This is a genomic window from Halobacillus sp. Marseille-Q1614 (assembly GCF_902809865.1).
Classification (GTDB): Bacteria; Bacillota; Bacilli; order Bacillales; family Halobacillaceae; genus Halobacillus_A.
Window position 1 is genome coordinate 2,918,451 of record NZ_CADDWH010000001.1, and the last position, 16,842, is coordinate 2,935,292.

16 protein-coding genes, 1 pseudogene and 1 riboswitch are annotated in these 16,842 nt (G+C 42.6%); of the genes and pseudogenes, 7 read left to right on the top strand and 10 right to left on the bottom strand.

All coding sequences use genetic code 11. The features are described from left to right. Positions 1-85: 85 nt before the first annotated feature. From HUS26_RS14550 to HUS26_RS14560, 3 genes are all read left to right on the top strand, one after another. A complete protein-coding gene (locus tag HUS26_RS14550) occupies positions 86-1,234 on the top strand; it encodes an IscS subfamily cysteine desulfurase (RefSeq protein ID WP_173917820.1) in 1,149 nt (382 codons plus the stop codon). A gap of 89 nt (positions 1,235-1,323) precedes the next feature. Further along, complete coding sequence (locus HUS26_RS14555; protein WP_173917821.1) at positions 1,324-1,899, top strand: sigma-70 family RNA polymerase sigma factor; 576 nt, start codon at positions 1,324-1,326, stop codon at positions 1,897-1,899. Further along, the gene (locus HUS26_RS14560) at positions 1,892-2,533 is read left to right on the top strand and encodes a hypothetical protein (RefSeq protein ID WP_173917822.1); all 642 of its coding nucleotides are present in this window, start codon (positions 1,892-1,894) and stop codon (positions 2,531-2,533) included. The genes HUS26_RS14555 and HUS26_RS14560 overlap by 8 nt, the downstream gene beginning before the upstream one ends. Before the next feature lie 54 nt (positions 2,534-2,587). On the opposite strand, the gene HUS26_RS14565 is transcribed toward HUS26_RS14560, so the two are convergent. Genes HUS26_RS14565 through HUS26_RS14575 form a run of 3 tightly spaced genes read right to left on the bottom strand, consistent with a single transcriptional unit; the run spans position 2,588 to position 5,816 of the window. Beyond that, a complete protein-coding gene (locus HUS26_RS14565) occupies positions 2,588-3,226 on the bottom strand; it encodes a uracil-DNA glycosylase (protein WP_173917823.1) in 639 nt (212 codons plus the stop codon). Positions 3,227-3,264: 38 nt separating this feature from the next. Further along, positions 3,265-4,254 carry a sodium:calcium antiporter gene (locus tag HUS26_RS14570; RefSeq protein ID WP_173917824.1) on the bottom strand — a complete coding sequence of 330 codons (990 nt, stop codon included), beginning with the start codon at positions 4,252-4,254 and terminating at the stop codon, positions 3,265-3,267. 59 nt (positions 4,255-4,313) lie between these two features. Then, the gene (locus tag HUS26_RS14575) at positions 4,314-5,816 is read right to left on the bottom strand and encodes an NAD(P)/FAD-dependent oxidoreductase (protein WP_173917825.1); all 1,503 of its coding nucleotides are present in this window, start codon (positions 5,814-5,816) and stop codon (positions 4,314-4,316) included. A 221-nt stretch (positions 5,817-6,037) separates the two neighbouring features. On the opposite strand from HUS26_RS14575, the gene HUS26_RS14580 reads away from it, so the two are divergent. Next, positions 6,038-6,190 carry a hypothetical protein gene (locus tag HUS26_RS14580; protein WP_173917826.1) on the top strand — a complete coding sequence of 51 codons (153 nt, stop codon included), beginning with the start codon at positions 6,038-6,040 and terminating at the stop codon, positions 6,188-6,190. Between the two features lie 33 nt (positions 6,191-6,223). Here the strand turns inward: HUS26_RS14580 and HUS26_RS14585 are convergent, their stop codons facing one another. From HUS26_RS14585 to HUS26_RS14605, 5 genes and pseudogenes are all read right to left on the bottom strand, one after another. Then, on the bottom strand, positions 6,224-6,457 hold the full coding sequence (locus tag HUS26_RS14585) for a hypothetical protein (RefSeq protein WP_173917827.1): 234 nt from the start codon (positions 6,455-6,457) through the stop codon (positions 6,224-6,226). Positions 6,458-6,827: 370 nt separating this feature from the next. After that, positions 6,828-8,519 carry an acetate--CoA ligase gene (acsA, locus tag HUS26_RS14590; protein WP_173917828.1) on the bottom strand — a complete coding sequence of 564 codons (1,692 nt, stop codon included), beginning with the start codon at positions 8,517-8,519 and terminating at the stop codon, positions 6,828-6,830. Positions 8,520-8,711: 192 nt separating this feature from the next. After that, positions 8,712-10,499 carry a PLP-dependent aspartate aminotransferase family protein gene (locus HUS26_RS14595; RefSeq protein WP_173917829.1) on the bottom strand — a complete coding sequence of 596 codons (1,788 nt, stop codon included), beginning with the start codon at positions 10,497-10,499 and terminating at the stop codon, positions 8,712-8,714. 99 nt (positions 10,500-10,598) lie between these two features. Further along, positions 10,599-10,707, bottom strand: a riboswitch (SAM riboswitch). A gap of 77 nt (positions 10,708-10,784) precedes the next feature. After that, positions 10,785-11,927 (bottom strand): annotated as a pseudogene (locus HUS26_RS14600) (PLP-dependent aspartate aminotransferase family protein). Positions 11,928-11,994: 67 nt separating this feature from the next. After that, the gene (locus HUS26_RS14605; RefSeq protein WP_173917830.1) at positions 11,995-12,588 is read right to left on the bottom strand and encodes an NUDIX domain-containing protein; all 594 of its coding nucleotides are present in this window, start codon (positions 12,586-12,588) and stop codon (positions 11,995-11,997) included. Between the two features lie 406 nt (positions 12,589-12,994). Between HUS26_RS14605 and HUS26_RS14610 the strand changes: the two genes are divergently transcribed. Beyond that, complete coding sequence (locus tag HUS26_RS14610) at positions 12,995-13,189, top strand: hypothetical protein (protein WP_173917831.1); 195 nt, start codon at positions 12,995-12,997, stop codon at positions 13,187-13,189. Here the strand turns inward: HUS26_RS14610 and HUS26_RS14615 are convergent. Further along, positions 13,184-13,978, bottom strand: a complete 795-nt coding sequence (locus HUS26_RS14615; RefSeq protein ID WP_254434212.1) for an alpha/beta fold hydrolase — start codon at positions 13,976-13,978, stop codon at positions 13,184-13,186. The two genes, HUS26_RS14610 and HUS26_RS14615, sit on opposite strands and share 6 nt — an antisense overlap. Before the next feature lie 160 nt (positions 13,979-14,138). Between HUS26_RS14615 and HUS26_RS14620 the strand changes: the two genes are divergently transcribed. Continuing rightward, entirely contained in the window at positions 14,139-14,726 is a 588-nt protein-coding gene (locus HUS26_RS14620; RefSeq protein ID WP_173917832.1) for an SCO family protein, read from the top strand. A gap of 49 nt (positions 14,727-14,775) precedes the next feature. Here HUS26_RS14620 and HUS26_RS14625 read toward each other — a convergent pair whose 3' ends face one another. Then, positions 14,776-15,300: a sigma-70 family RNA polymerase sigma factor gene (locus HUS26_RS14625; protein ID WP_254434298.1), complete on the bottom strand. Its 525-nt coding sequence runs from the start codon at positions 15,298-15,300 to the stop codon at positions 14,776-14,778. Between the two features lie 246 nt (positions 15,301-15,546). Between HUS26_RS14625 and HUS26_RS14630 the strand changes: the two genes are divergently transcribed. Then, complete coding sequence (locus tag HUS26_RS14630) at positions 15,547-16,815, top strand: helix-turn-helix domain-containing protein (protein WP_173917834.1); 1,269 nt, start codon at positions 15,547-15,549, stop codon at positions 16,813-16,815. Positions 16,816-16,842: the final 27 nt, after the last annotated feature.

A 16,842-nucleotide genomic window follows, 5' to 3' on the forward strand; every position in this document is an offset into this window, starting at 1 on the left:
ACTTTTAAACTAGGAGCAAGAAGAAATTTAATATTATGTGAAATATTGAACGAATAAGTGAGCAATTTAGGAAATGAGGGGTAAAATGATTTATCTCGACCATTGTGCTACAACTCCAATGAGTGAGGAATCTATAGAAGCTTATGTAACAGCCGCTCGAACATATTTTGGGAATGAACAAAGTCTGCATGATGAGGGAGAGTCGGCGAGACAATTAATTATGCATTGTAAGGAAGAGCTTGCTGGCATTATCAAAGGAGAGACAGAAGGTATTTTTTTTACGAGCGGAGGTTCTGACAGTAACCATTCCACGATATTAAGCCTCGCTTATGGAAATGCACAGCGCGGCAGACATATTATTACCTCTCCGCTTGAACATCCATCCATATATCAGGCGTTAGATAAGCTTAAAGATGCAGGATTTGAGGTAGATGAGACAGAAGTCCATCCAAATGGACAAATATCAATTACTTCTCTTAATAAACTAATTCGGTCGGACACTATTTTAGTAACTATATGCCATGCCAGCAGCGAAACGGGTGTCCTTCAGCCTCTTGAGGAGATAGGAAAAATTTTAAAAGAGAAAGATTGTTTGTTTCATAGTGATGCCGTGCAGACATTCGCTAAAATACCTATTGATGTAAGAGGTTGGAACATAAACGCACTTTCTTTTTCATCCCACAAAATTAATGGTCCTAAAAATACAGGAGGCTGTTATATTTCCCCTACTGTATCACGAAAGAGCCTCTATCCGGATATTATTCATCAGGATGGATTTAAATCAGGGACAGTTGATGGTCCCGGAATTGCCGCTTTCACATCGGCCGCTATGATCATGCATGAAGACTCCTTTTCTTTAAATAAGAGATGGAAGGAAATGCAGGATTGGTTTCTAGCTCGTCTTAATAGAAGCCACTTTATGTTAATCGGAGATCGTCATAACCGCCTGCCTCATCATCTAGCTTTAAGGGCTGATGGTCTCGAAGGCCAGTGGGTTATGCTTGCATGCAACCAAAAAAGCATAGCAATTTCATCAGGAAGCGCCTGTAAATCCTCACATTCAGCGCCACCAAAGAGCCTTTTAGCGATGGGATATACCCCTGAAGAAGCTCACGGGCTTTTTCGAATTAGTTTTGGCAGGACCACCACCTTTGAAGAACTTCAGCAGACGATTAAAGTGATGAACGAATTAATCACAAAAAAAACAATTCAGCTTAGCCTTCACAGGGCGTAAGCTGATTTTTTACGTAAACTTTCAAAAAATCGTGTTATCCTAGTAATATTATTAAGAAAACCTCGCCGGGAGGAGTGTCGTCTAATTTTATGAAGTGGGACAAATTAATCGGAAAGCAGCAGCCGACAGAAGACAGCGATCATTCCCTGGAGATAAAAGTGGAGCATTGGATCAAAACATACAGCCATGACTTAAAATGGCTGGCTTACTCTTATGTAAAAGACCATTCGCTGGCAGAAGATATCACACAGGATGCCTTTATTAAAGCTTACGAGAAATATGATTCCTTTAAAAAGCAATCCAGCGAAAAGACGTGGCTTTACAAAATAACGATAAATTTATGCAAGGACCATCTGAAAAGCTCTTACATCCGCCGTGTCTTTAAAAAAGGGCTGGAAGTTTTTCAGAACCTGCCCTCTCAACATGAAACACCTGAGCAGTACACCATTCATAAAAGCGAAGATGAGGAGCTTCTCGAACATATTTTAAGGCTTGAAGATAAATACCGGGAAGTCGTGATCCTCTACTATTTTGAAGAATTTGAAGTAAAGGATATGGCTCAACTATTAAATGTCAGTCCCAATACGGTGAAAACAAGACTGCGTAGAGCAAGGCAAATCTTACAAGAACAGCTAGTTTCCGAAGGGGGGTCTACTTATGAATGAACTGATGGATCACCGGTTAAAAAAGATGAATCATCAAGTGAAATATGAAAAGGTTCCAATGGGTGAACATGAAGTTCATAAAATGATTCATCAAGTTAAAAACCAGCCCGCCACACCGCGGACAAGCTGGGCAAAAACGGCACTCCCCTTCCCCGCTATGGCTATATTGGCTGTGATTGCCTTTCAGTTTTATAACCAGCCATCAGATACAGAGACTTTTGACGTAACCCTTAACTCTCAGCGTTCGGCTGACATGGAGATGAAAGACCTTCAGACGCAGAATATAGAATCCGCAGAGAAGATTGAGCTGGTGAGCGGAAATACGAAAGATACCTCGACAATAGTGAGGCAGACCTATATTATTCATAATGATGAATTTTACGTTCAAACCGGGAGACAGGTTCAGCCTGACGAACTCGATAAGCCAGTCGGAACTGCGACGCCTAAACCTTCTGAATCGCAGAAGTTCATACCATTCACTCAGCACGAAACGATCTATGCAGTGAAAGGCGAAGATGAACAGCATATCGTCGCCATTAAAAGCTGGCAGAGCACAGGTATCGGCAGCGGGAATATAAGCCAGCAGGGATATTTTGTTTTTGAAAAAGAAGAAGCTCTCCCGATCGCCCAATAAAAACAAAAGCTGTGTTAAACAGAGCTTAGAAAGGCTTTGTTTACACAGCTTTTTTTATATATTCTGTTCCGATAAATAATCTTTTAGACGATCGAGAGAGGCGTAAATATCTTCTTTGATTTTTGGATTGTAGAAAACAGCCGCCGGGTGATAAAGCGGAAAAACCGCATAGTTCTTTACCGTCGGCTTAAATTCATCGTTCTCGAGCTTTAAAACCGGTGTGTTGATCACTTCACCTAGCACCTGGCTGATTTTATAATCCTTTCCCGCCAGCCTCTCTAAAGCGACTCCCCCTAAAGCAATAATGACTTTAGGATCTGCCTTTTCAATCTGGTAATCAAGAATAGGAGCATGAGCAATGATTTCCTTTTGATTCGGCTTCCGGTTAGCTTTTCTTCGTCCGGTTTCACTCTTCTTCGATGTGGTATCCACCCATTTATACGGCCGGCTCCTTACAGCACTTGTAATATAAATATCTTCTCTTTTCAGACCTAAATAGTAGAGCTGTTTATCAAGCTCATCTCCGGCCCGGCCAATAAAAGGGACCCCTTCGACTGCTTCTTTTTCCCCGGGTGCTTCTCCGACAAGCATAATATCTGCTTCAGGGTTGCCTTCTCCCAGCACAAACCCTTCCACTTTTAGGTCTTTCATTTTTTCTTCCGCTTGATTTAACAAGTCTTCAGGCAGCTCCATACTCCCACCTCCATCTATATTTCATTATTTTCACACTGCTATCTCATCGCAAAAACGAAATACGTCGTGACAAAGTAGGAAACTACAATAAGTGAGGAAGGAAGCATATAGCTCCAGGCAGGCTGAGCACGCCGGCGGCTGATGCTATAGATGATCAGCAGTATAAAACCGATCGAAACACCACCGGTTATCAAGTTAGAAGGTCCTGCTTGTTCCAAAAGCCGCCCTCTAATGTAAAAGATATCGGTGAACGCTAAAATTATTAAGTTAAAGGCGTTACTTCCCAGCAATGAACTAATGGCTAAATTATAATTTCTCATTTTAAGAGCCGTTCCCACACTGACGGCATCAGGTAAGGATGTGCTAATCGCCACTAAAAACGAACCGACAAACGAGGCACCTAACCCAGTAATCGTAGCAATTTCTTCAGCAGTAATCGTTAAAATACTGCCCATAACCATAATAGCAGCTGCCGCTAAAATAAATTGCCAGATTGACTGCCTAAAAGAATGTTCTTTGTATCTTTTTGGCTTCCTTTTAATTTTTCTGCCTTTGTATTCTGTGCGTTCATTAATCCATTTCGTGGCGATTGCGTAAATTAAAATAACCCCAATCGACGTGTAGCCAACATTGAACAGGTGTGCGGGAACAGGGAGTATAAGCCCCAACAACACTATGAATGTGAGAAGGATAACAAGCCAGCCATACAGCTTACTCTCTACCGTCGCATGAGTCATAATCTGATGCTTTCGATAAACCAGATCAAATATAGCTAAAGCCAGTATATTAAATAAGTTACTTCCTACTAAATTCCCTACAGCCAAGTCGGGCGCGTCGATAATAATGGATGTCACACTTGACGTTAATTCTGGAAGGGAAATGGCCACACCAATCAGCATTCCCATAAATGCGGAAGTTGCTGTAGTTTTTTCTTTTACAGCATCTCCAAAATACGCCAGACGTGAAGCTGCAAAGAAAGCTCCAATCCCAGAAAGTATAAATAACATAAATATTAACCATACACTCATTTAAAAACTCCTTAATTTTAAACCGCCACAGGAAAGAAGGCCAGCTTTTAGGCCGGCCCTTATACTTCTACTTCCATATGCATATGTTCTTTAATCAGATCTGCGGTAAGCTGCCCTGAAAGTGTCACCATTGGGACACCGCCTCCGGGATGAGTCGCTCCGCCTGCGAAATACAAATTATCATAGACCTGGCTCTTAGCAGGAATCTTAAATCCGCCATTTGTTTTCTTATCCGATGCAATTCCATAAATAGAACCGCCATTTGGTCCATAGAGACTCTCTAAATCTTCCGGTGTAAAGCGGTGCTCGAATTCGATGGAATCCCTCAGACCTTCCATTCCCATTCGTTCAAGCTTATCAAGCACAACTTCGCGGTAATGATCCCAATCCTGGGATTTACGCTTACCATTTTTCAATGGCGGCACGTGGGTCAGAACAAACAAGTTGTCTTTGCCTGCCGGTGCCTGTGTGCCGTCCGTGCGTGATGAAATACCAATATAGACAGTCGGATCATCTGCCGGCACACCCTTATCAAAAATTTCTTTGAACTCTATTTCAGGGTCTTCTGAGAAAAAGAAATTATGGTGCTTAAGATTCTCAAACCTCTTATTTACACCGAGTAACAGGACAAGCCCGGATACGGTAGGTTTAAATTCTTTCTCCAGGGCTTTTCTTTCTTTTTTAACTTTAGAAGATTTTGGTGCTAATTGACGATAGGCCGGGATGGCTTCCAAATTGGATACAACGACATCAGCCGTGTGGATATTTCCATCTTCCGTCTGCACTCCTGTCACTTTTTCTCCTTCTACAACCAGCTGCTCAACAGGTGTGTTCAAGTGGATGTCCACTCTTAATTCCTCCATGAGCATCTTCATTCCTTCAGCAATTTGGTACATCCCGCCTTTCACATAATGAATGCCAAGGCCGAGCTGCACATAAACAAGCTGATTGAGAATGGCAGGTGCCGAATAAGGATTCGATCCTACATACATGACAAAGAAGTTAAACAGCTGCTCTAAATACTTATTATTAAATTGCTTATGAGTCGCTTTAGCAACTGTACTCAAAGGATCCATTTTCAAAAGTTCACTCAGCGAGTGGTGTTTCTTTAAATCTTTCAGATCGGAAATGCTGTATTTATAGAAACTCTTCATACACAGCTCATACATATCCTGCGAATAGGACAGAAAATCAGTCAAGCTGCGATTCGGACGGTCCGTGACTTTTGCCATTTCATCAAGCATTGTCGGCAGGTCACTCGTCACATCAAGCTGAGTCCCGTCTTCATAAAAGGTACGCCACTGTGGTTCTACCCTCTCAACCTTTATGTAGTCCTCCAGACGACGATGGACACTTTCAAACAGCTGTTCTAATACCCACGGCATCGTTAAGATAGAAGGACCGGTATCAAATGTAAACCCTTTTCCTTCCCTTCGGTTCAGCTTCCCGCCTAAATTACTATTCTTCTCTAGAAGCTTCACATCATAACCATCCCCGCTTAAACGGATGGCTGTGGACATTCCGCCTAATCCCCCGCCAATTATAATTGCCTTCTTTTTCATGTATCCACCTCCACATTAATAAAACAAATTCCTATATTAGGATAGAGAGAAGAATCTACCAGATGGAGCAAGCCGTTCTGGAGCTCTTCCCTCCTCATAGCTGCTTAACATCATATACCCTTCCCTTTCCCTTCAATAAACAGGACTTGCACATTTAAAAACTTGTAAAACGCACGTCATGTCCTTAAGATGAAAATATAGGAAGGAGATGCCTTTAGTTTATGGAATTGATTTATTGGATCTTTATCCCAAGCGTCATCATTGCTACCTTTTTTGTTATCTTCAGAAGGCTCTCTGCCTTAAGCTATTTAACGATGACTCTGATCGTTCTGCTATACATAATTGTGCTTATTGCCTCGATTTTTATAAAATAGGCTGGTTCCGCAGGAGCCTCCCAGAACACCAGGTTACCTTAACCGGCTTTCTTCCTGACGCTGCTTATTAATCGCTTCACGAATGTGGTAAAGCTCGGCGTACATAGCTGATGCAAACACGGTTAAAATGCTGAGAAACATGGAAATGACAAAAACAGATCCATCCAGTCCAAAGCCAAGAACAGCGCTGAACCCAATGACTGCTCCAATTGTAAGTCCTATACCAAGGAAGATTAATATTTTTTGCAATGTTACAGAATAAGCCACCTTAATCACCTCTCTACAATTAACTCTAGTAAAGGTATACCCAAATCACAGGGACCCCACACATAGGAAAGAACAAGCTATAAAAAAACCGAAAAGACTTTTAGCTTCCAGAATCTTGCCTTTCCAGTTTCAGCTTCGCCGCTTTTTTTAATTTGGCCGCTAAACGAACAAAGGCTTAAAGCGCCCTGGTGGACACTCGCGTCATAGGCAAAACGGCCGAAGGAAGGTGGCCTTCCCTTCCGCAGGCCGGATGGCTTATGACGCGAGTGTCTGGGCGCTGGAGCTGGATGTCGCTCTTTTAAACATATATATCCACAGCTTGGAATTTTATAATTTCCTAGACAACTAAAAAAAGCAGGCAACAACATTGTCAGCCTGCTTGGTCTATATCTCTTCTCTTCAATTCTCTTCTCAGCACTTTTCCGCTAATCTGGGTTTTGGGCAGTTTATCAATTACTTCAATTTCTTTTGGTGCAGCATGAGCAGCCAGTCCTTTTCTCACAAACAGCCGGATGTCTTCTAGCAGCTCGGAGCTCTCTTCAAAACCTGAATTTAAGGCGATAAACGCTTTGACAATTTCTCCTCGAATCGGGTCAGGCTTGCCGACGACTCCTGCTTCTTTAACAGCTTTGTGCTCGATCAGTTTGCTTTCTACTTCAAACGGGCCGATGCGTTCTCCTGAGGAGTTGATCATATCGTCGCTGCGCCCCTGGAAAAATACGTACCCGTCTTCATCTAAATAGGCGAGGTCTCCGGAAATGTACCATTCCTCTCCGTGGGGAAAATAAGACTGAAACTTCTCTTTATTTTTCCATACTTCCTTCATTAAAGAAGGCCAGGATGATTTAATCGCCAAGTGGCCTGTTTCATAAGCGAGCAACTCTTCTCCTTCTTCATCTAAAACAGAAACTTCGATACCAGGAATCGGGCGCCCCATCGAACCCGGCTTAATTGTTCTCGTCGGCAGATTGGCGATCAGCTGGGCCCCTGTTTCTGTCATCCACCACGTATCGTGGATTCTTAAGTTCAGGTTGCGCTCTCCCCAGTAAATCACTTCAGGGTTAAGCGGTTCCCCGACGCTTAAAATGTGACGAAGTGAAGACAGATCATACCTTCTTAAAGCCTTATCCCCTTTTGCCATCAGCATACGAAAAGCAGTAGGAGCACTGTACCAAACCGTGACTTTGGCATCCTGAAGAATTTGATACCAGTTATCCGCGGAAAATCGGCTGCTGTGAATGATCGTCGTTACGCCGTTTAAAAGCGGGGCAAATACTCCATAAACCGTCCCCGTTATCCAACCGGGATGAGCGGTACACCAATAAACATCGTCTTCCTTTAAATCGAGCACCCAGCGGCCGGTTTGGTACTGCTGGATCATATTTCGATGAGCGTGGATAATGCCTTTCGGTTTGCCTGTCGACCCGCTCGTATAGTGAATATTTAAACCGTCTTCAAGATCGACCCATTCTGTCTCGGCATGATCTGATACTTCCTCCGCTTCTTTCGTTATGGAAATATCTGAACCGACAGTATCGAAATCAGTCGTAAAGACAGTTTTTAAACTTGGTATTTCCTCGCGTTTCACACGATCCAGGAAATCAGAATTTGTGATTAGATATTTTCCTTCACAATCATTAATTCTGTCTTTTACGGCTTCTTCCATAAAAGCTTCGAACAATGGACCGACAACAGCACCGATTTTAATGGCTGCCAGCATGGCAATATGACAATAAGGATGCTTCGGAAGGAAAATAAATACGAAATCGCCCTTTTTCACGCCCTTGGTACGAAGCACGTTGCTCCAGCGATTCACCTCTGTCTGCAGTTCACGATAAGTGAAAGTAATTTCCAGCTCCTCAGAAAAATAGTGAAGCGCCGTTTTTTCACCTTTTCCATCTTCCACATGCCGGTCCACGCATTCATGCGCCATGTTTACTTTGCCTGTTTCAAACCAGGTAAACATCGGATGGACGCGCTCCCAGCTGAAGGGTTCGCCTTCCATCCATTCTATTCCGACATTATAACTTCCTTTTCTTGGCGGCAGAACTTTTTCCGTCATCTAAAACGATCCTCCTTACCCTTTTGTAAAGTCTAGCTGCTTTAATTCCGCTAAGTAAGAGTCACCGCGTTCGCGTGTGATTTTATCAAGGCCGCCTTCTTCTTCGGCGTTTGAGCAGACAATTAACGTAATTGTAAGCAGCAGAACAGTAGATAGTAACGGAGGATTTAATTTTCATTCTTTCCTCCTGTTTTATATCTCACATGCATAAGTTTCTATGGTGCCTCTTAAGCGTTGTGCTTCTTTATACGTACAGCGGTTGTGAATGACCTGCAAACCGGCATCGCTCGCAATTTTAGCTGCTTCCGGAGAAATGACCCCTTCCTGCAGCCAAAATACCTCTGGCTTCACTTCGGCCGCTTCTTTAGCAATTTCAATGGCCGCTTCCGGACTGCGGAAGATTTGGGCAACATCAATTTTAAAAGGAATGGCGCGCAGGTCAGGATAAGCTTTTTCCCCTAACACTTCTTCTTCTCGAGGATTGACGGGTACGATTTGATAACCCATACGCTGCATTTTGCGGGCCAAACGGTGACTTGGTCGGGACGGCTTGCCGCTAAGCCCGACTATCGCGAGCCGTTTTGGTCTTGTTACCTCTTCTCCATCGACGGTTTCCGTTACCTTTGGAGAATTAAGGGCCCACTTGATTACACCCTCATCATTTTCTGTAATGGCTGTATCAGCTTCTCTGCCTGTTGCTTTGCCAATGGCGCGGTTTAAGTCATTGATTAAATCTTTAGCTGATTCAATTCCGACAGATAAGCGGATTAATTCTTCGGTTACCCCGCTGGCTGCCAAATCTTCTACAGACAGCTGCTGGTGGGTAGTGGACGCCGGGTGAATGATAAGAGATTTGGCATCACCGACATTCGCTACGTGAGACCAGAGTGAAATGTTGTTAATTACTTGGCGACCCGCTTCACGGCCGCCTTTAATGCCGAAGTTTACAATTGATCCATAACCGACCTCTAAGTATTTCTTAGCCAGATCATGAGCCGGGTGCTCTTTTAATCCCGGGTAGGATACCCAGTCTACATCCGGATGTGCTTTTAAATATTCAGCCACTTCCAGCGCATTATCATTATGGCGTTCTACTCTTAAGTGAAGTGTTTCTAAGCCTTGAAGAAGCTGGAACGCGTTCTGCGGGCTTAAGCATGCTCCCAAGTCTCTAAGTAATTGAACACGGAGTTTTGTAATAAAAGCTAATGTCCCAAAGTCAGCGGCATAGCGAATGCCATTGTAGCTTTCATCTGGTTCTGTGAATACTGGGAACTTGCCGTTGCTCCAGTCAAAGCGTCCTCCGTCAATAACGACACCTCCGATTGTCGTACCGTGGCCGCCAATCCATTTGGTTGCCGAATGAACGACAATGTCTGCTCCCCATTCAAGCGGTTTGCAGGAATATGGGGTTGCAAACGTGTTATCGACAATGAGCGGAATGTCGTTATCGTGGGCAACTTGAGCCACTTTTTCGAAATCCAGCACGTGCAGGCTCGGGTTACCAATTGTTTCAGCAAATACTGCTTTTGTTTTATCGTTGATCGCTTTGCGGAAGTTCTCAGGATCTTCAGGATCTACGAAAACTACTTTAATGCCATATCTCGGCAAAGTATTAGCGAACAAATTATACGTTCCGCCGTACAAATTAGCCGCTGCCACAATCTCATCACCTGCTCCAGCCAGGTTTAAGATCGAAAGAGAAATGGCGGACATCCCAGAAGCTGTAGCCACTGAAGCTACACCGTTCTCCAGCAAAGCCATCCTTTTCTCAAATACATCCACGGTCGGGTTGCCAATACGAGAGTAAATATTTCCCGGCTCATCTAAGGCAAATAAACTTTGCGCATGATCAGTATCATGAAACACGTAAGATGTTGTCTGGTAAATTGGTACGGCGCGTGAACCTGTCGTTGGGTCCGGAGATTGACCGCCATGTAAGGAAATGGTATCTAAATCATAGCTTTCAAAAGAGTTTGTCATAGTAAAATCCTCCTTAGTTTTTAGTTATGTCATGTGTTACAAAAGACGCAAAAAACCCCTCTTCGATAAGAAGAGGGGTTGTTAATAACAAAAGTCCTCCTCTTATCTCTCAGATCCGTGATCTGTAGGATTTGGCACCTTTTCAAACCGATGTTTGAAGGTTGCCGGGCTTCACAGGGCCTAGTCCCTCTGCCGCTCTTGATAAGAGTAATCTCAATATTTAATTTGGTTATGTTTATGAATTATAAGGATTAGCTGCTTTAAAGTCAATAATTTTTCGAATATTTATTTAACAGAATGTTCAATTGCTTCTTTGAATTGGGCAATAATATCATCCGCTTCTTCTATCCCAATTGACAAGCGAATCACATATTCATTTATGCCGATCTTCTCCCTTTCTTCAGGCGTAAGCGAACGGTGTGAAGTACGGATTGGGTAGGATACAGTTGTCTCAACACCGGCAAGTGTCGGAGCAAGTTTAATCCACCCAAGTGATTTGAAAAATGTTTCTACATCCGCATTATGACTAAGTTCAATCGTAACGATCGCCCCATTCCCACGATCAGAAACCTCTTCTGGGTAAAAGACTCGCTTTACGCCGCTGTTCTCGCTCAGCTTACTGGCAACCTGGCCCGCATTAGCTGCCTGTTGTCTCATTCTCAGCGCCAGCGTTTTGGATCCGCGCTGTGTCAGCCAGGCTTCAAATGGACTTAAGTTAGTACCAAGCCCTATCACTTTCCTTTTCGCTTTAGCCATAAGATCTTCATGGCCAATGACCACGCCTGAAGTAACGTCACTGTGCCCGCCGATGTATTTAGTGGCACTGTGGACAACGATATCCACTCCCTGTTTATAAGGCTGCAGTAAATAAGGAGTAGCAAATGTATTGTCAATCATCGTCCGCAGGCTGTGCTGCTGAGCTATGGCAACCAGTTTTTCGATATTTTCTACTCGTAGAAATGGATTGGAGATCGATTCGGAATACAATAGCTTCGTGTTTGGCTGAATGGCATCTTTTATCGCTTGTTCATCTGCAAAAGAAACCATCGTGTATTCAATTCAAAAAGCGAAAATTTTTTTTGAAATCGGCTGGTGGGTGCCGCCTTATAACTCTCCGGCTGTCAAAATATGATCTCCGGCTTCTGAACCGGACAGACCCCCCGCCATAATTGCCGAGATTCCTGATGATGAGGCTGCTCCAGCAGGCGCTCCTTCAAGATTGGCTACCGTACGACCGAGCTCATCTGTGTTCGGGTTGTTTTCTCTCGTATAAGAATATGGGGTCTCTCCTGCATAGTAGCTCTCCAAGTGGTCTAAATCCCGAAAAGAAAAGGCAGACGTCTGATAGATCGGAGTGGATTTACTATTTAAGGCTTTCTCCTGGTCAATTTGGTTATGTACGACTTGTGTATGAAAAGATTTAGTCATTGCTGTCTCTCCTTTATATGTTTTCCACAGTATATAATACGACCAAACCATGATGTCAACGAAAAAACTATCGCGTGCTCATGATCGCCTGGATGATATGCTGATAATAATTAAAGTCATGCGGACAGAAATCTTCGGCTTCCATCAAGATAGATTCCTTATGAAATAGGGACTCAGCCGTTACAAATTTTCCGTTCTTGGAAATCATGCTTAAGAACTCTTCTAAATTAACTCTGACTACGTCGGTAACTTCTTCATTCATCGTTAAAGTTTTCGCTTCATCATAAGCATATAGGTAAATATGACAGATTTCTCGGTCTTTTAAAGTTTTCACACGAAGCTCTTCTTTGTAGAATCCGTGATAATCTATATCTTTCTCACTAAGCTGCAGCCCCAGCTCTTCACTGATTTCCCGAAGACCTCCTTCTACCCGCCCTTCTGTACACTGAATATGCCCTGCCGCGGTTATGTCGTACAAGCATGGGAATTCCTTCTTCGTGTCCGATCGTTTCTGAAAATAAAGGAAGGTTTCGTCTTTATCATGCCTGTAAAACCAGCAGTGAAAACTTTCGTGCCAATCCCCGTCACGGTGGACTTCGTCTCGATCCTTTTCACCAACAGGCGTCATCCAGTCACTAAAGATCTTTAATTTTTCTCCCATGTGCCCACCCATTTCTTTGTAGAGGATTATTTGCTCTGTTAATCGTCGGTGTTGATTAAGAAGGGATTCAGCGAACCGTTACCTTTGTAAAAGGAAGCCGGACCCTCTCTAGTAGTATCATGCTAAGTTAATTCTATTGTTGCAATAATTCTTAAAAAAGTAAGGATATCTGCGAGACTCCCGCTGAGAAACGCGCGATCCAAGACCCGTTTTGCGAGGCGGCTCAGACGTTTGTCCGCTTAAAAGCGAGCAGCTCTCCCTTTTCTCATCAACAAAGCCACCTAACAGAGCTTAATAAAACACCAGTTAACTTATTATTAACAGTCTATCATATATCGTTCTTTTGTTTAGGAACATAATTTTAAGGAAAACTAATAACACAACTAAATAACATAGGAGGATTACGATGGAAAAAGACAAAAAGCATAAGAATGAGCCCACTTCCAACGAAGCAGCCGAACTGTTTTCACACCCTGCCAAAATAAATGAAGCATTTACCGAGCATGAAGAAAAAGATGAAGAGAACCGAGTTCCCAAAGAAGGACAGGCAATCATCGACCATTACTCTGATGAAGAGGAACAAAAAACGCACACCTCATAGAAGGCCGTGCGTTTTTTGTATGGCCGTAAACGTTCGTTCGTAGAAATCCCGTATCGCCTGATTCACGATCGGTCCATGGCTTGCCGGAAGTTGGTGAAAGGCTCCATCCACAATGACCAGAGAAGGATCGCTGCAGCTTTGATAATACTTTACATGATATTTAATCCACTTGGCGCGATTCCCATATAGAAGCAGCAGCGGCATCTTAAACTCCTGGAGCCGGTCCGTGCAATCATACTTCAAAGATTCATTATAAAAATGGTACCAGACGAAAGGATCCGATTTAGACATATGGTGTTCTAATTCAGCTCTAATTTCAGGGCTTTTGAAATGAGAAAAGCTCAGTAATTTAGCCAGTGATCCGGGGTCCTGTTTCACCCAGCTCATCCCCGCTTTAAATTCCACTTCTAATAATTTTACAGCGACTTTCGGAAAAGCACCTGAAAGAATTAACGCTTTGACTCTGTCTGGAAAAGTTAAGGCAAAGTCTTGAGCAATTGACCCTCCCGCTGAATATCCAAACAAAATTACCTCTTTTAGCTGAAGGTGCTCCAATAAGTCTAAAAGCTCACTGGAGTAATCACTAATGGCCGGAGCAATTTTTGTAGTATCCGAATCACCATGGCCGCTTAAATCCGGAATGATAAGACGAAAGGTCGAAGATAACTCATACTGATTTACGAAAACTTTTCTTCCCATCCCTGGAGGATGGATACACAACAGGACTTCCCCTGTTCCGATCTCTTCATAAAACATTCGCTGATGGTCTTTATTTATATAAACTGGCACCCTATATCCCTTCTTTCTATTCAGGTATATAGTGTTTCCACAAAATAGAACCACATGCGAGGAAAAAGGGAAGAAATCGCTTCCTAAATTGACACTTCGATTCTCTCAGTCGTAAACTATAAAGGGATTTACTTTATTACTTAATTGGAAGGAGCACCTTATGAATATACATAGCGGAGTAAAGCTTATTTTTGTTATGGCAGCGTTCCTTTTCCTTGCTGCCTGCGGACAAAAAGAATTAGAGGATCCTCTCGAGTGGGAAATCAGTAATATTGAAGGGACCAGTCAATCTGGCGAGGATTTTTCTGTCGAGGAAATGGAAGGCAAAGTGTGGATGGCTAACTTTATTTTCACTTCCTGTGAAACGGTATGTCCGCCGATGACGAGAAATATGGCCCAGCTTCAAGAAAAGTTTAAAGAAAAAGGAATCGAAGCAGAATTCGTTTCATTCTCTGTTGATCCTGAGGTGGATACCCCTGAAAAGCTTGAAGAGTTTGCAACCGCTCACGGGGCTGACCTTGAGACATGGTCTTTTGTAACAGGTTATTCCCAGGACGAAATTGAAGCTTACGGGCAGGAAAGCTTTCGTACAATTGTAAGTAAACCTGAAGGAGCCGATCAGGTCACGCATGGCTCATCTTTTTTCTTAGTAAGCAAAGACAGCAAAGTGATGAAGCACTATAAAGGCGATACAAATGTCCCTTATGAGAAGATCGTCGAAGATGCCAAAATTCTGGCTGAACAATAAATTTCCATACTATAAAAGCGAGCAGACACGCTCGCTTTTTTGAGTTCAGTTATTTAGCGGCAACGGAGAGACTTAATTCTCCTCCTAAATAATCCCGTGCCCTCTTCATTCTAGTTTTTAAAGTATTTTCATTCATATGAAGGACATGGGAGACTTGCTTCACTGACAAATTATTGAAATAATAGAGATGAACACATTCATGGTAACCTGGACGTAAATGGGATATTGCTTCATGAATATGGGAGTGTGCTTCTTTTTCGAGCATAATATCCAAAGGGTCTTTCGTATTAGCCATCGTATTTTGAAGCCAATGGCCTTCCCAAGGTGTTACTTTACGGCTGTCATAACTCCGCAGATAATCCTTACAGTGGTTAATCATAATTTTAAAGACCCAGGCTTTCAGGTTCTGCCCCTCCTGAAACAAATGAAATTTGTCATAGGCTTTCAGCAAAGCATCCTGAACCATGTCCTCAGCCGTCATCATGTTTTTTACATAGCCAAAAGCCGTACGCAGTAATGAAGCATAATAGTTTTCCACGATTTCGTTTAATTTTTCATCCCGTCTACTTTCCATCACATCTTCCACTCCATTATTATTTTTCTCCACTTATTTACGTTTTCTTACATCGTACAATATTCCCACAAAATACAAATCTTGTATTAGACCTATTATCACTTAAGAAAATAGCAATTTTTTTTGAACCTGGAACCTTCTAAGTCGATTTGTTGAAAAATTTTACTATACCCTGATTTTTTTGTTACTTTAGACCTAACAATAATCCGACAAATTTTGTATGATGGAAATATGAGGTGATGATCGTTGGATATCGGACGGAGAATTAACATTTATCGAAAAAAGAATAATCTACGGTTAAATGATATAGCCGGGGCTGCCGTATCAGCTGCCCACTTAAGTAAAATTGAGAACGGATATCGCAAACCGGGAGCTGCTACTCTTTCTGCTATTTCCGCAGCCCTGCAGCTTCCCCTGCCCTTCTTTAAGGGGTTTGAAAAGGAAGATATTGAAGTCCAGCATGTTTTAACACAACTGGAACAGTTTATCATTACAGACATAAGCAAAGCCGCTCCTTTAATTGAGACACTCGAAGAAAATTATTACTATTACTTATCAAACGTGAGCCAGGAAGTATATTATCTCCTCCTGAAGTGTGCGTATTACTGCAAAAGCAAGCAGTACCCTGAAGCACTCCGTACATATGAAACACTCGTTCAGCCTTTCGTGGAAGGCAAACATTTAGAAAAAGCCCCTGCTTACGTTCAGAATGCCTATCATTATTGCCAGGGGATGCGCCATTATCAAAGTTCAGATTTCACGACGAGTCTGCGGCATTATAAGCAATTCCGTCTAGATGGCCAGCCTCTTTCAGTAAAAGCAGCGATAACTTATAATATCGCTGTCTTATCCAGTGCGATCAAAGATTATCAGCAGGCGGAAGAGTTCAGCCAACTGGCGATCAAGTATTATGAATCCTTAAGTCAGCGGGATGAAGTCTCTATGGTCTATAATCTCATCGGTGTCATTTATTTAAATCAGGAGAAATTCGATCAGGCGATGGAAGCCTTATCCGAAGCGGAAGCCCGGCTGATTGAACTAAATAGCCAAGGCCTGTTGACACAGGTTTTTCATAATAAAGGGATTGTCATGCGAAAAGCCGGAAAGCAGGAAGCTGCCTGCGACTATTTGGAAAAATCGCTGGAACTTAAAGAACAGGAAGGCCTCGTGGCTCAGAAGCAAATCACATACCATTCGCTCTGTAAGACCTACCTTACACTCGACCGTCTCGAGGACGCCAAGCAGTTATTTCATCAAGCAAAAGATGAGGTGACTCAGACTTTAGATCATTATTATTTACTGGAAGCTTTTCTCGACTATTACGAAAAAACTAACGACTTAGACACCTATCAAAAAAGTATAGAAAAATGCATTCATTTTTTTAAACAGAATCATGACCAGGAACCATTGGATACCCTTTACTTAAAGCTAGCGGATCATCTTTACAAGACGGGAAGATATAAAAGAGCCGCCGATTGCTACCTTGCCCACATTAAACAGATGGAATCCCAATAAAAAATCTCTTTTAGAGAAACTTTTCTT